The sequence below is a fragment of the Methylophilus sp. genome (genome assembly GCF_035460085.1).
Classification (GTDB): domain Bacteria; phylum Pseudomonadota; class Gammaproteobacteria; order Burkholderiales; family Methylophilaceae; genus Methylophilus.
Genome location: NZ_DATHWZ010000048.1, coordinates 54861 through 69915 on the forward strand (window position 1 = coordinate 54861; position 15055 = coordinate 69915).

Sequence of the window (15055 nt, forward strand, 5' to 3'; positions counted from 1 at the left end):
TTTTGTGATGCAGTCAGTTTATGTAAAATGCGTACTTCACCAGCTAACTCAGTAACAACATGGGAATTTTACATATATTAAGCTGGCGAGTGTATTAAATTATTACCTCAATTTTGAAAATTTGGATGTCGGATGATTCGGGGTCCGGAACACAATGTCTGTCAGTCTGTGATGAAACCATATAAAACTTTAGATAACTTTGTCGGTAACACCCCGTTGGTCGCGTTGCAACGCATGAATCCGAATGAGAGCAATACCATTTTGCTCAAGCTCGAAGGCAATAATCCGGCAGGTTCCGTCAAGGACAGGCCTGCCTACAGCATGATTCTGCGCGCCGAACAACGTGGCGATATCAAGCCCGGCGACACCCTGATTGAAGCAACCAGTGGTAATACCGGTATCGCGCTGGCGATGGTAGCGGCCATGCGTGGCTATAAAATGGTACTGGTGATGCCGGAAAACCAGTCTGTAGAACGCCGGCAAAGCATGAAAGCCTATGGCGCCGAACTGGTGCTGACACCTAAAGAAGGCAGCATGGAACTGGCGCGTGATGTAGCGATGAAGTTGCAGGCAGAAGGTGAAGGCATTGTGCTGGACCAGTTTGGTAACTCGGACAATCCGCTGGCGCATTATGAAGGTACGGGGCCGGAAATCTGGCGCGATACTGAAGGCAAGGTGACGCATTTCGTATCCAGTATGGGCACGACCGGTACCATTATGGGCACCTCGCAATATCTGAAAGAGCAAAATCCTGCCATCCAGATTATCGGCATACAGCCAGAAGAGGGCGCGCAGATACCGGGCATCCGTAAATGGCCTGAAGCCTATATGCCAACCATTTTCGATGCCAAACGCATAGATGAGTTACGGTACGTTAGCCAGAAGCATGCTGAAGACACTACCCGCAAACTGGCACAAAAAGAGGGTATTTTTGCCGGTATTTCTAGTGGTGGGGCATTGTATTCCGCGCTACAGCTATCCAAAGAGGTCAATCATGCAGTGATTGTCGCGATTGTGTGCGACCGCGGTGATCGTTACCTGTCTACCGGAGTCTTTCCAGACTGATGCGCATCTGGTGCCTGAGCCTGGTGTTTTGGTCAGCTCAGGCCTGCGCGATCACGCAAATCAGCGTCAGTGCAGACAGTATTGTGAGCGACCTGTTTCAGCTCAGCAAACCCAATGCCGTATTGAATTTACAAAGTAAACAGCAAGTGAAAATCCATGCAGAGCAACTGCAATTGGGTGATGCCAGGCTGGATAACCCCAATATTTCACTGGATATCAGCCACCGGCCTACATTGCTGATCACTTCTGACCAATTGCATATGCAGCCGTACCAGGTCAGGCATCCGCGAATTTTCCTCGATTACAGAAAAAAAACGCCACAGCCGACCTTGTCTCTGGATGCCGAAGTCAAAACGCTGAATGATGAAGCGTGGGGTAAATTTCACCTGGATTGTATGGTGCCTGAGCAGGCTGCCACCGAAACCTGGCGCTGCGAAGATGGCTTGTATCACGATACTCGTTCCAACATCCCATTTGATTTGCTGGTGACCCCAACATGGAAAGCCGTGGATAAAGGCGGTCAAATGGCAAAAGGCGTGGACCTTCAATTGTCGTTTGACCAGGCAAAATTCAGTGATGCCGAAGGCCTGCACGCGGCGGATAATCTGACGGGAAAAGTGAATCTTTCGGCGCACCAGCAGGCGGGTGGCTGGCGCTGGCAAGGGGTTTTCGATTGGCAGCAGGGCGAGCTGTTCTGGCAACCTTTTTATTTTGCCGATGGCAACAAGCGTTTTGAAATTAAAGGCTATTACCGCCAGCCTTATCTGGATATCGAGCAGGCCACCCTTAGTTTGCCTGGCGTGGGATTGTTGCACAGCCAAAGCCGCGTCAACCTGGACAGCAAAGCATTCGAGTTGCTAAAGGTCGATGCACACGATGTAGACTTTAATGGCGTCTACCAGGCATTTATCCAGCCTTTAATTCCCAATTCTGCATTCGGACATCTGAACGTTTCCGGCAAAGCCGACTGGTCATTCGAAGCCAAAGGATTGCAACCATTAAAATTCCATCTGAAGATTGCGGATGCCAGCCTGGAAGACGAGTTGGGTAAGTTTGGCTTTAGCCATTTGAATGCCAATATCCCGTGGGATTTTGATCAACCCAAGCAAATTTCCATGGGCTATCAGTCTGGACATATTTTAAAAATCCCCCTGGGCCAGACCAAATGGCAGGCAGAAGTGAACCGTTATTCCATCACGTCGCCCAGCCTGAAGTTGCCTATTCTGGATGGTGCGCTGGAATTCCAGGATATTTCTGCTGCATGGATCAATCAAAGCATGGTCTGGCATGTAAAAATGGATATGCAGCCTATCAGCATGTCTCAGTTCAGCCAGGCACTGGATTGGCCGACCATGCGTGGCCAGATCACGGGCGCGGTGCCGTTAATCACTTATGCCAACCATGAGTTGAGAATGACAGGTGATATGCAATTCAAACTGTTCAATGGCATGGTCGGCATGTCTGACCTGGATATTGATGACCCTTTAGGCGCGGTGCCAAAATTGCACGCCAACTTCACCATGCGCGATATTGACCTCGGTGAAATTACGCGTACCTTTAATTTTGGCTCGATCACCGGCAAACTTGAAGGCGACATCAAGCACCTCAGATTGCAGAACTGGAAGCCGGTCTATATGGATGCTGTCATCCAGACCGCCGATGGCCCGTTTGAGAAGAAGATATCACAACGTGCGGTGGAAAATATCACTGCGCTGGGTGGCGAAGGCACCGCAGCAGCTTTGCAACGCACTTTTTTACGCTTTTTTAAAGAATTCGGCTACGAAAAAATCGGCTTACGCTGTGAATTACGCGGCGATATCTGCAAAATGGGCGGGGTAGAAGCGATTCCTGGAGGTTTTGTGATTGTCAAAGGGAAAGGTGCACCTTCGGTCCATGTGAATGGCTACACAGAATATGTCAGCTGGAAAGATGTCCTGGGCCGGATGCAGCGTGTGACCGACAGCAATAGTAAAATCATTATCGACTAAGTATGAGATATTCATAAATGATACGTTTCATCAAATGCGCAATGCCAGAAAGGAACCGGAGTGAATTTTGCTGCTAAACCATCCCTGCAATGGATGAATGCATTTGCGTTAGCCGTTGCAACCACCGGACTGACCGCTTGCGTCACTATCAATATCTATTTTCCGGCGGCGGCAGCTGAAAAAGCGGCCGATAAGGTGATAGACGAAATCTGGCAAACACCTGCCGGTCAAAACCCAGCGTCTGTACCAGGCCCAGCACCTAAAGAAAGCGATGTCCCTGCAGCAACCCCGGCAGTGTCACCGTCTGTTAATCAGGAATCTGCACCATGACTTTATCAATCAACACAACCTACCAATGGCTGATGCAATTGCAACTATTCAAGCGTGATTACTATCACATCTTCAAGCGTATGATATTTGTTGTAGTGGCTAGCATGGTCTCAATACAAGCGCATGCCGCCGCCGACCTGGACGTGAACACACCAGCCGTTGCCGCAGTGAAAGCCAGTATGCAAAGCCGCCATCAACGACTTTCACCGCATTATCAGTCAGGCGCTGTAGGACTTACCGAAGATGGATTTGTCGCAGTCAGAGATGCTGGATTGGTGCCATTGTCCCAACGTAGTGCGCTGGCGGCGTTGGTGAAAGACGAAAATGCTGACCGCGCCCGCTTATATCAGGGAATCGCTGCCGCAAATGGTCACCCGGAGTGGGAAGGCGAGATACAGCGCACTTTTGCCCAACGCTGGATTGACCGGGCGCAAAGTGGCTGGCCGGTGCAACGCGACGGTCAATGGGTGCGTAAGTAGCGCTAAGCTGTTGTAAAGAATAGCTTTATCAAAATTGTTACACTCTGACTGCGGAGCAGGGTTGTTGATATAAATTTTTTGCTGCAATAACAAATCAAAAAACAAAGCGGTAAAAGTACCGGGTTTAAGTTTCAGGCACGGTCATTGCATACAAATAAAGTGCATATTGCGATGGAAGGAGTTTGTTGTGGCAAATAATCTTTTCGTACTACCTCGTATGGGCCAAACTATCCGGCAAGAGGATTCGGGCATTTACTATATTCTGAATCAGCAAACCGGCGGCGTCCGATCGTTGATACAACTGGTGCGTGAAAATTTGCACTGGTATATTTTGCAATTGCAGCCGATTGCCGATGGCCTTGATTATCGCTGGTCTATTTTATCGCGTGAGAATGATTGCGCGCTTAAAACTGCGACCGACAGGCAAATAGCCCATTATTTCTCCAAACCGGAATACACTGAGCCTGTAGGTGCATGGCAAGTGATGCGAAATGCAGATTTCGGTTTTGGAAAATTCACCCCGATTGAAGCGCCGGAAGAGGTCAGCTATGCGATTCTGACTTTTGCTGGTGATGAGATGAAAGCACCCATCCGCTTGCACAAAGCGCCCGCAGAGTGGTTGAATGATGAGGCCGCTGTAGAGCAATTGCTGCCTCGTGTTGAATTCGCTTGAGTCTGACCTCTTATACCAGGATTTGAAACGGGTTTCTTGTTGAAATGATGCAACTGCTGCCACCTGTCATCAGGTGGTACGCATGTTCATTCCCTTACTGAAATGACCGGCCCGGATTGGCAAACGTCAGTGCAATCAATGCGCCTGTCATTTATTAACCATGACTTTAATTGGTGAATTTTTAACGGCTATGCTATGGTATGCCGCACAACTTTTCACGAGTCGATAATGCTAAGCCTGGTATTTGATATAGAAACCATCCCCGATGTGGAAGGTATCCGCCGCTTGAATGATTTGCCAGAGGCGCTTACCGATACCGATGTGGCGAATATTGCCTTTCATCAACGCCGTCAGCAAAATGGTACTGATTTCCTGCCGCATCATTTGCAACGTGTGTGTGCAATCTCATGTGCTTTGCGTGAAGGAAACCAGTTCCGGGTATGGACCCTGGGTGATGAAGACTCAACAGAAGCTGAAATTATCCAGCGTTTTTTTGATGGTATCGAGAAATATACACCTAACCTGGTGAGCTGGAATGGCAGCGGTTTTGATTTACCTGTGCTGCATTATCGTGCCATGGTGCATGGCGTTACCGCGCCACGCTACTGGGATCTTGGTGAGGATGAAAAAGACTTTAAATGGAATAACTACATCAGCCGCTATCATATGCGTCACCTGGATTTGATGGATGTGCTGGCAATGTATAGCGGACGCGCCAATGCGCCTCTGGATCAAATGGCGCAGCTGTGTGGTTTCCCCGGTAAATTGGGGATGGATGGCAGTAAGGTTTGGCAGGCTTATTTAAATGGTGAAATCAAGGCGATACGCGATTACTGTGAAACTGATGTTGCAAATACGCACCTGGTTTATTTGCGTTTTTTGAAAATGCGCGGCCATTTAAGCGAAGCTGAATATGAAGAAGAAATCCGCCTGATGCGTGACACCTTAACTGGATATTCAGGATCGCACTGGCAACAGTTCATGGAAGCCTGGGGTTAAGTTTAACTGGTGCCAGGCAATGCGGCCCTGGTATCATTTTTAATCTCGTCAGGTGTAGTTTCTTCCTGCCTGTTCTCTTCACGTGAGTCTTCATCAAGATTAGCATTCTTCCAGTTCAGGATCACACGCTGATGTTTTTTTGCGTTGCTGGTGAAAGCATAACGTTGGGTATTTCCCTGATAGCTGGCAATCACGGAATATTTTCCACTAGGTAGATTGAGCAGTAATCTAGGAGCCGCTTGATCCAGGCTGAATACCGTCTGTTTTTTTGCATCAACGATAGTGATATTGACGCCATCTACCAGCCGGCCGATTTTACCTTCCGAAAACAGGAAATACAGATTGAATTGTTTTTTAAACGCTTCCAGCGCCTCGACTTCTTCCGAGCCGATTCCACCAGTCACATAGTCCACACCATGCTCATCCTGCTGGATGGCGACATCTGCGAGGCAGCTAGTAGAACAAACCGCCATCACCAGAGCAATACATAGACTCCATTTTTTAAACATATGGCCTCCTTTATTTGCAGTGCTTCGTGGATGATTGTAAGCCCAATTCAGGTAAAATAACAGCTATGAGAAGCAACCGTCAAAGAACCCGCCTGTCGCCAGCGTCCATGGCGAAACAAACATCCCGTATAGCCATCATCGAATCCCTGGACCAGGAAGGTCGCGGAGTCGCCCATGTCGATGGCAAAGTCGTTTTTATCGAAGGGGCATTGCCGTTTGAAAAAGTGCGCTTTGCTTCGCACTATTCAAAAGCCACCTACGAAGTCGCCGCCACGCTGGAGGTGCTTAAACCTTCCAGCCAGCGCGTGACACCAGGCTGTGTCTATTTCGGCACATGCGGCGGCTGTGCCATGCAGCATCTGGAGTTTTCTGCTCAAGTGGCTGCCAAGCAACGCTTGCTGGAAGCGGATTTGTGGCATATCGGGCGTATAAAACCTGAAAAAATGCTGCCACCAATCCAGGGCACGCCCTGGCAATACCGCCACAAAGCACGTCTGCGGGTTAAATACGTGGAGAAAAAAGGCGGTGTGCTGGTTGGGTTTAATGAAAAAGGTACCAGCTATGTCACGTTTATGGATAGCTGCCAGGTGCTGCCCAAAACTATATCTGACCTGATCGTGCCACTAAAGGAATTGATCGGTCAATTGAGCGTCAGGCAGTCACTGCCGCAAATTGAGCTGGCAGTCGGCGAAGATGCCACTGTATTGCTACTGCGTATCCTGGAAGCCCTGGAAGAACGTGACTTGCCGTTGTTGCAAGCGTTTGAAGCCAAGCATGGCGTGCAGTTCTGGACGCAGACCAAAGGCCCGGATACCGCCAAGCCTTTGTTTGGGCATAGTGATCGCCTGCATTACAGCCTGCCGGAATACAATCTTGAATACCCGTTCAGCCCGATTGAATTCACTCAGGTGAATCCGGGGATTAACCGGGTGATGATCCGCCGTGCCATGCAATTATTGCAACCGCAAAAAGGCGAGCGCATTGCCGACTTTTTCTGTGGTCTGGGAAATTTTACGTTGCCGATTGCCCGCAGTGGTGCGCAAGTCTACGGTGTAGAAGGCGCACAGGCATTGGTAAAACGCGCGATTGAAAATGCCGGTTTAAATGGCATCAGTAACGTTGAGTTTGCCGAGTCTGACCTGTTTGATATGACACCGGAGCTGTTGCAAGGTCTGGGCTATTTTGATAAATGGCTGATTGATCCACCGCGTGATGGTGCGATGGAATTGATCAAAGCGCTGCCAGACGATGGCGTAGGCGCGCCCAAACGCATTGTGTATGTGTCATGTAATCCTGCGACGCTGGCACGTGATGTCGCCATCCTGACGCAATCCAAAGGCTACCAGTTGAAATCTGCGGGCGTGATGAATATGTTCCCGCATACCGCGCATGTGGAATCTATCGCGCTGTTCGAACACGTTTGAAAGCGGTCGATTGAAAGTACATTCCGTATTGTCAAGAAGATTTCCTCTTTGGATGCTGGCAGGGCTTGCGTTGGTATTATCCGCATGCCAACCCGACATGGAGCCACGCGCTTTGGTGTTTGCGGTAGCACAAGCACCAGTCAACCTGGATCCCAGGTATGCCACCGATGCAGCATCCGAGCGTGTCAATCATCTGCTTTACCAGCGGCTGGTTGAGTTTGACGCTGCATCGCACGAGGTGCCAGGGTTAGCGTCATGGCAAATGCTAAATGCATTGCATTACCGCTTCCAGCTCCAACAACCCGCAGCGACTTTTCACGATGGCAAACGACTGACTTCTGTCGACGTGAAAGCCACTTATGAAAGTTTGTTGCAACTTAAAAACTCGCCACATACCGCTGAATTCAAGCATATCAAACACATCAGTACGCCGGATGCACACACCATTGATTTCGAACTGAGCCGTCCGGATCCGCATTTTGCGGCGCGACTGATTATCGGCATTTTACCTGCCGAGCACATCATCTCAGGTCACGATTTCGGTCACAACCCCATCGGCAGTGGGCCTTTCAAACTTGATTGTTGGGATGGCGAGCTAAAGCTGGTCAGGCTGAGTGACGGACTTAAAGTGACCTTCATTGAAGTTAAGGATCCGAACGTACGCGTGCTAAAACTCAAGCGTGGGGAAGCAGACCTGATGCAGGGAGATTTGCCGCCTGAGCTGGTGAAATACCTGCAAAAGCAGCCGGGTATCACAGTGCAAACCGTGGCCGGTGCGAATTATTCTTATCTGGGTTTGAATGTGCAGGCAGAATTTCTGCGCGATGTGAGGGTCAGGCGCGCCATCGCACATGCAATTGATACCCAGGCAATCATTGATAAAGTCATGGTCAGCCACAGCCGCCAGGCTAATGCCATCTTGCCGCCAGAACACTATGCGGGTAACCCTGCATTACAGCCCTATAGTTACCAGCCCGAACTTGCCAGGCAGCTATTGCAATCAGCTGGAATCAAGCTACCTTTAACACTGATATACAAGACCAGCACAGATCCGCAGCGCGTGCGATTAGCCACTATTTTGCAGGCACAAATGCAGGCGGCAGGTATTGATTTGCAGATTAAAAGCCTGGATTGGGGGACTTTTTTTGCTGATGTGCAAAAAGGTAATTTTCAGCTATCGGGGCTGACCTGGGTTGGTATTAAAACACCAGAAATTTATAGCAAGGTATTTGGTTCAGGCAGTATGCCACCGCAAGGGTTTAACCGTGGCGGCTACCGGGATGCTGCGCTGGATACATTGCTGAAAAATGAAGATTGGCCAGCAGTCACGCGCCGCATCCATGAACAATTACCTTATATCCCGCTCTGGTATGAAGGGCAGTTCGCTGCTTACCGTAGTAGTGTTGAAGCCTACCAGCCTATGCCGGACGGTAACTGGGATGGCCTGGCCAATGTGATGTTCCGGCCAACCAGCAATAATTAAGGATTTACGCCAAACCAATGGCCTATCAGTGCGGTCGCTGCCATGGCAAGCGCGCCCCAAATGACGATGCGGCTTACCCCTTTCCATGCGTTAGCGCCACCGGCCTTGGCCGCCACTGCGCCGAGTAATCCTAAAAAAGGTAACGTACTACAGATTAACCATAGCTGCACTTGTGCGTGAGGCGCCAGCCAGGCAATCAGCAAGGGCAGGGCGGCGCCACTTGAGAATGCCAGTGCTGAAGCCATAGCCGCCTGCAACGGGTTGGCCTGGTTTAAATCGTGCAGGCCCAATTCGTCTCGTGCATGTGCGGCCAGCGAATCATGACGTGAAAGTGCCTGCGCGACCTGGGTAGCCAGCTCCTGGGATAATCCGCGCTGAATATAAATACCGGTCAGTTCACGTAACTCACTGTCCGGGTCTTCCTGCAATTCCCTGGCTTCACGGGAGAGATCTGCTTGCTCGATATCGGTTTGCGAGCTGACAGACACATACTCGCCGGTCGCCATCGAAAGCGCACCTGCGACCAGTCCGGCAACCCCGGTAATCAATAATGCATGATTGCCCGCACCTGCTGCTGCGACCCCCATCAGCAAACTGGCGGTGGAAATAATGCCGTCGTTAGCACCGAGCACTGAAGCCCTTAGCCAGCCACTGCGGTGTAAAAAATGCATTTCATGATGCGGCATAACGACACTCATTCAACAGAATGGCAAAGATTGTAATGTAATTTACGCTGCAAGATATAGCCGTCATTAAATCTGCGATTAAGACCACGGCAAATCAAACGGTAAATCCACGCTAAATCGCTTAGAATAACGCTTATGCATATTGAAATATCCATCCCAGAGCAATCGCTGACATTGTTTGATGATACCGGCAAGCCGTTGAACCGTTATACGGTTTCCACCGCCGCCAGTGGTGCAGGATGTGTAAAAGATAGCGGTTGTACACCCGTGGGTACACATATTATCCGCGCCAAAATCGGTGCCGATGCGCCGGAGAATACAGTGTTTAAAGGCCGAAGGCCGACCGGGGAGATTTTTACACCCGAAATGAAAGACCAGTTTCCTGAGCGCGACTGGATATTAACCCGGATTCTTTGGCTGAGTGGCACCGAGCATGGCAAGAACCGCCTCGGGAATGTGGATACCATGCAGCGGTATATCTATATCCATGGGTCGCCGGATGCTACCGAATGGGGCGTACCTGGCTCGCACGGGTGTGTGCGTATGCGTAATGCCGATTTGATCGCGTTGTTCGAACAGGTGCCGGTCGGGACTACTGTCAATATTCAAGATAGGGTGTCACAAGAACATCAGCCATTAGAACCAACGCTAGAAAACCATATGCCAGCGAAGAAGACGATTCAGCCCGGGGTGGATGATTAAACGCATCACCACATTGTTGCCGGTCATTATCGGGGTACTGTGTTTAACCTTTGCCTTGTTACATATGGTGCCGGGTGACCCGGTGGATGTCATGCTTGGGGAATCCGCCAGTCCCGCGGACCGCGATATGCTTAAAGCCCAACTCGGCCTGGATCAGCCTTTATATAGTCAGTTTGGGCGATATGCATTGAATATACTCAAAGGCGATTTCGGAGTTTCCATTCATACTCAGGTGCCGATTACGCAATTGCTGGCGCAGGCGTATCCGGCAACCTTGATACTGGCGGTCACGGCACTCAGCATAGGCTTGTTGATAGGCATTCCGTTAGGCATATGGTCTGCCTTGAAAGCCGGCCATTGGCAGGATGTGATGGTGACCATAGTGAGCATCCGTCTCGCCGCCATGCCCGCATTCTGGTTAGGGCCAGTATTAATGCTGGTGTTTGCCGTGTGGCTGGGCTGGTTGCCGGTGAGCGGCATGAGCAGTCCGGCTGCTATCATCTTGCCGGCAGTTACACTAGGCTTAGGCTTAAGCGCTATTCTGACGCGCATGACACGCACGAGCCTGCTGGAAGTGTTGAATGAAGACTATATCCGCACTGCACGGGCCAAAGGCTTGAGCGAGCGGCAGGTGTTACTGAAGCATGCGTTACGTGCGGCGTTATTGCCCATGGTCACCATCGTTGGCCTGCAAATGGGTAGTCTGCTGGCGGGTGCAGTGATCACCGAAACTATTTTCAGCTGGAATGGCATAGGCCGGCTCTTGGTAGATAGCATTGAGAAACGTGATTATCCGGTGACGCAGGCGTGTGTACTGGTGGTCGCGTTCAGTTATGTGGTTATCAATCAGGTAACCGATCTTGTGTACCGCTGGCTGGACCCTCGCACCAGAGGCGCGAGATGAAAACCTTTTCATTAGCTACCTTGGGTTTTTGGCTGTTTGCGGTGATTGTTGCCCATATTGCTGGTTCAAATCCCAACCAAACCGATCTGGATGCCGTCTTGCAATGGCCGAGCATGCAACACTGGTTAGGCACGGATGACCTGGGTCGCGATATCCTCGCGCGGGTGATCCGCGGCGTGGAAGTGTCTTTTATGGTTACCGTGATAGTCACCGCAGTGACCATGACCATTGGCATCAGTATAGGCGTGCTTGCCGGGTACAAGGGCGGCAGGCTGGATCATGCTTTGATGCAGCTCACCAATATTTTCCTGGCATTCCCCGGTATTTTGCTGGCGATTGCGTTTGCCGCTGTATTGGGCGCAGGTATCAATAATTTAATTTTGGCGCTATGCCTCACCGGTTGGGTAACATATGCACGCCTGTCCCGCGGCCAGACGCTGGCATTGCGGGAGCGGTTGCATGTGCTGGCCGCAGAGTCTCTGGGTGCAAGCTCGTTACGGGTCATGCTGTTGCATATTTTGCCGTTGCTGATTTCCATTTTACTTGTGGAAGCCGCTTACAGTATGGCCAGTGTCATGATCGCCGAAGCTTCATTGTCTTTTCTTGGGCTTGGGATCCAGGCACCCAATGCTTCATGGGGCGCGATGTTACGTGATGCAGTCAGGTTTATGCTGGTAGCCCCGCATTATGTGCTGACCGTGGGTATATGCATGATGAGCCTGATCCTGGCGATTAACCTGGGTGGCGATGTGCTACGCGACAAACTGGATGTTCGCAGTGAAGTCAGCCCATGAGGGCGGCATACGAAAATTGCCAAAATATGATAAAGGTTAGCTCATGAGAAAGCATTATCGTTACTACGACCTGATCATGGCTGCATTCGTCACCGTGCTTGTTTGCTCAAACTTGATCGGCCCGGCTAAAGTCACCCAAATAAGCATGCCACTACTGGGCACATTAACCTTTGGTGCCGGTGTACTGTTTTTCCCTATCAGTTTTATTTTTGGCGACATCCTCACTGAAGTCTATGGTTATGCGGCCAGCCGCCGGGTGATTTGGGCCGGATTCACGGGTCTGGCATTTGCCAGCATCATGGCATGGATGATCGTCGCTTTACCACCCGCACCGTTCTGGCAGAATCAGCATGAATACGAAGTAGCATTTGGCAGCACCTGGCGCATCTCCCTGGCAGGATTGGTGGCGTTTGCCGTCGGCGAATTTGTGAACAGCTTTGTGATGGCGAAAATGAAAGTATGGAGTGCTGGCAAGCATTTATGGCAACGGACTATTGCCAGTACCGTGTTTGGTGAAGCGATTGATACTATCATGTTTGTTCCGCTCGCTTTCTGGAACACCGGCATCATTCCGAATGATAAAATCCCGCTGGTCATTGGCGCGCAGATTATTTCCAAGATTCTAATCGAGGTAGCGTTTACGCCAGCAGTTTATAAAGTGGTGGCGTTTCTCAAGCGCGTTGAAAACGAAGACTTTTATGACACGCATACTGATTTTAGTCCGTTTAAACTTTAACGCGACCAATAAACGCTAAATTTTTTATCCATTCAATATTTATCGGAAACCCATTGAATCAAATTAACTGGTACGAAAAAAACAAAACCCAAGCTGCAGAGTGGCAATCTGAAGCTGGCAACTTGCCGCCCAAAGCAGTGGTGATCGCGGACGATACCACAAAGGCCGACGAAGCTTATCGATTGGCATGCGAAGGCACCGCCTTGCTTTATCGTGGCGATTTTCAAAATGCCAAACAATTATTGCAAGCCATTACACGGCGCGTAGACCGCAAGCCGATCAAACCTGCTGCCTCAATGTTGGAGAGTTTCCATCAACACCGCGCACGCCAGATTGGCCGTGCCAATATCACCAACAAAATATTGATTGAACTCAAATATGGACAATCTGATTTACCAAGAGCCCCGGATGTGAAAGCGGCTGTGCAGGGCGCGTTGATTGTCGATGAGAAGAAAGACAAATTACCTGCACGCCTGGTACTTTCTTTACGCGAGCTGTTAGGGATGGTCGGCGCGCATGAATGGCGTAAAAAGGGCGTGCCAATCAGGGCGTTAAATGCCACTATCCATGCCCATTACGGTGTGTATTCGCCCGTGCGAGGTGAGTATTTGGAACTGATTGACCAGGTGCCGCTCAATAATCCGCAAATGGTATGGGATATCGGCACCGGCACTGGTGTCATTGCTGCTGCATTGGTGACACGTGGCGTGAAACAGGTCATTGCTACAGATACAAGTCCGCGTGCCTTGATCTGCGCCGTAGAGAACGTACGCCAATTGAATATGCAAAGCAATATTCAGGTCATCGAGGCGGATCTGTTTCCGCAAGGCAAGGCGGATTTAATCGTATGTAACCCGCCCTGGCTGCCGGCTAAAGCCAATACGACCATAGAACAAGCGGTGTATGACCCTGAAAGCCAAATGCTGAAAGGTTTTTTAAGTGGTGTCAAAGTGCATTTAAACCCGGATGGTGAGGCCTGGCTGGTGATGTCAAATCTGGCGGAACTGATTGGTTTGCGTAAGCCTGAGGATTTGACCACTTGGATTGCTGAAGCTGGTTTGCGAGTGATTGAGCGTTTAGATACACAGCCTAAACATGGCAAAGCGCAGGACAAGCAAGATCCGCTATTTGCCGCCAGGTCAAAAGAAGTCACCAGTCTATATCGTTTAACATTGATTTAGCCTGGACAACATCATCACTAGACTAGAACATTATAGAAAACATCAGGAAACTTTATGTCTTTAGGTCCCGTAATGCTGGATGTGGTTGGCAAGGAACTGACTGCCGATGACATCCGCCGTTTGCAACATCCACTGGTGGGTGGCGTGATTCTGTTCGCGCGTAATTTTGAGAGTGGAGAGCAGCTAAAAGCACTGACCGCCAGCATTCATGCCGTACGCCAGCCACCATTATTGATTGCGGTCGATCATGAAGGGGGGCGTGTGCAGCGCTTCCGTGAAGGCTTCACCAAGATTCCACCCATGCGGGAGTTTGGCCATATCTGGGACAAAAATCCTCGTAAAGCAAAAGAGTTGGCCGTCGAGGCCGGCTTTATTTTAGCGGCTGAATTGCGTGCCCATGGGGTGGATTTCAGTTTTACCCCGGTGCTGGATATGGATTACGGCGATAGCCTGGTCATCGGCGATCGCGCGTTTCACAGCGACCCCCAAGCGATTAATGAATTAGCGTTTCACTTGATGCAAGGGCTTAAAAAAGGCGGCATGGCGGCAGTGGGTAAGCATTTTCCCGGGCATGGCTTTGTGGTAGCTGATTCACATGTGAGTATTCCGTTCGATGAACGCGAGTTTGACCAGATTGCGCAAAACGACATGCAGCCTTTCCGGCAGATGATCGACGAGGGCTTGCATGCGATTATGCCAGCGCACGTGATTTATCCTAAAGTGGATGAAAAACCGGCTGGTTTCTCGCCGCGCTGGTTGCAAAAGGTATTACGTGAGCGCCTGGGGTTTAACGGCGTGATTTTTAGTGATGATTTGAGTATGGAAGGCGCGACCGTGGCGGGCGATGTGACTGCACGCACACTGGCTGCGCTGAATGCAGGCTGCGATATGGTGTTGTTATGCAACCGCCCCGATCTGGCAGATGAATTACTGGAAAACCTCAAGTGGAGCATTTCAGCACAAACGATTGCGCGTTTGGCACGTATGCACGGCGCGCATCACCCGGCTGATATGATTGCACTGCGTGAGTCGGCGGATTATGTCGATGCGGTAAAAAGAGTAGCACTGGTCGGTGTGAAGGAAGCAGATTTGTTTGCGTGAA

Annotated in this window: 15 protein-coding genes and 1 pseudogene; 14 read left to right on the forward strand and 2 right to left on the reverse strand. The window is 50.2% G+C overall.

The features are described 5' to 3' along the window. The first annotated feature begins 171 nt into the window (after nt 1-171). From cysM to VK958_RS07530, 6 genes are all read left to right on the forward strand, one after another. On the forward strand, nt 172-1065 hold the full coding sequence (cysM, locus tag VK958_RS07505) for a cysteine synthase CysM (RefSeq protein WP_325240336.1): 894 nt from the start codon (nt 172-174) through the stop codon (nt 1063-1065). Further along, a complete protein-coding gene (locus VK958_RS07510; protein WP_325240338.1) occupies nt 1065-3053 on the forward strand; it encodes a translocation/assembly module TamB domain-containing protein in 1989 nt (662 codons plus the stop codon). Before cysM ends, VK958_RS07510 begins: the two co-directional genes overlap by 1 nt. Nucleotides 3054-3113: 60 nt before the next feature. Continuing rightward, nucleotides 3114-3383, forward strand: coding sequence for a hypothetical protein (locus tag VK958_RS07515; protein ID WP_414683866.1), 270 nt, complete (start codon nt 3114-3116; stop codon nt 3381-3383). 80 nt (nt 3384-3463) lie between these two features. Further along, the gene (locus VK958_RS07520; protein WP_325240403.1) at nt 3464-3862 is read left to right on the forward strand and encodes a YdbL family probable chaperone protein; all 399 of its coding nucleotides are present in this window, start codon (nt 3464-3466) and stop codon (nt 3860-3862) included. Between the two features lie 187 nt (nt 3863-4049). Then, nucleotides 4050-4535, forward strand: a complete 486-nt coding sequence (locus VK958_RS07525) for a hypothetical protein (protein ID WP_325240340.1) — start codon at nt 4050-4052, stop codon at nt 4533-4535. A 228-nt stretch (nt 4536-4763) separates the two neighbouring features. Continuing rightward, nucleotides 4764-5534, forward strand: coding sequence for a 3'-5' exonuclease (locus VK958_RS07530; RefSeq protein WP_325240342.1), 771 nt, complete (start codon nt 4764-4766; stop codon nt 5532-5534). A 2-nt stretch (nt 5535-5536) separates the two neighbouring features. On the opposite strand, the gene VK958_RS07535 is transcribed toward VK958_RS07530, so the two are convergent. Further along, nucleotides 5537-6043: a hypothetical protein gene (locus tag VK958_RS07535; protein WP_325240344.1), complete on the reverse strand. Its 507-nt coding sequence runs from the start codon at nt 6041-6043 to the stop codon at nt 5537-5539. Nucleotides 6044-6108: 65 nt separating this feature from the next. On the opposite strand from VK958_RS07535, the gene rlmD reads away from it, so the two are divergent. Beyond that, complete coding sequence (gene rlmD / locus VK958_RS07540; RefSeq protein ID WP_325240346.1) at nt 6109-7467, forward strand: 23S rRNA (uracil(1939)-C(5))-methyltransferase RlmD; 1359 nt, start codon at nt 6109-6111, stop codon at nt 7465-7467. A gap of 52 nt (nt 7468-7519) precedes the next feature. Next, complete coding sequence (locus tag VK958_RS07545) at nt 7520-8950, forward strand: ABC transporter substrate-binding protein (protein ID WP_325240348.1); 1431 nt, start codon at nt 7520-7522, stop codon at nt 8948-8950. Here the strand turns inward: VK958_RS07545 and VK958_RS07550 are convergent. Next, nucleotides 8947-9636 carry a VIT1/CCC1 transporter family protein gene (locus tag VK958_RS07550; RefSeq protein ID WP_325240350.1) on the reverse strand — a complete coding sequence of 230 codons (690 nt, stop codon included), beginning with the start codon at nt 9634-9636 and terminating at the stop codon, nt 8947-8949. The genes VK958_RS07545 and VK958_RS07550 overlap by 4 nt on opposite strands. A 135-nt stretch (nt 9637-9771) precedes the next feature. On the opposite strand from VK958_RS07550, the pseudogene VK958_RS07555 reads away from it, so the two are divergent. The 6 genes and pseudogenes from VK958_RS07555 to nagZ form a co-directional block, all read left to right on the forward strand. Beyond that, nucleotides 9772-10248: pseudogene (locus tag VK958_RS07555) on the forward strand (L,D-transpeptidase family protein); the annotation flags it as partial. Nucleotides 10249-10330: 82 nt separating this feature from the next. Next, a complete protein-coding gene (gene nikB, locus VK958_RS07560; protein WP_325240352.1) occupies nt 10331-11242 on the forward strand; it encodes a nickel ABC transporter permease in 912 nt (303 codons plus the stop codon). Continuing rightward, nucleotides 11239-12036, forward strand: a complete 798-nt coding sequence (locus VK958_RS07565; RefSeq protein ID WP_325240354.1) for an ABC transporter permease — start codon at nt 11239-11241, stop codon at nt 12034-12036. Before nikB ends, VK958_RS07565 begins: the two co-directional genes overlap by 4 nt. Before the next feature lie 43 nt (nt 12037-12079). Further along, nucleotides 12080-12772 carry a queuosine precursor transporter gene (locus VK958_RS07570; RefSeq protein ID WP_325240357.1) on the forward strand — a complete coding sequence of 231 codons (693 nt, stop codon included), beginning with the start codon at nt 12080-12082 and terminating at the stop codon, nt 12770-12772. A gap of 53 nt (nt 12773-12825) precedes the next feature. Further along, nucleotides 12826-13953 carry a class I SAM-dependent methyltransferase gene (locus VK958_RS07575; protein WP_325240359.1) on the forward strand — a complete coding sequence of 376 codons (1128 nt, stop codon included), beginning with the start codon at nt 12826-12828 and terminating at the stop codon, nt 13951-13953. Between the two features lie 54 nt (nt 13954-14007). Further along, nucleotides 14008-15054, forward strand: a complete 1047-nt coding sequence (gene nagZ / locus VK958_RS07580; protein WP_325240361.1) for a beta-N-acetylhexosaminidase — start codon at nt 14008-14010, stop codon at nt 15052-15054. Nucleotide 15055: the final 1 nt, after the last annotated feature.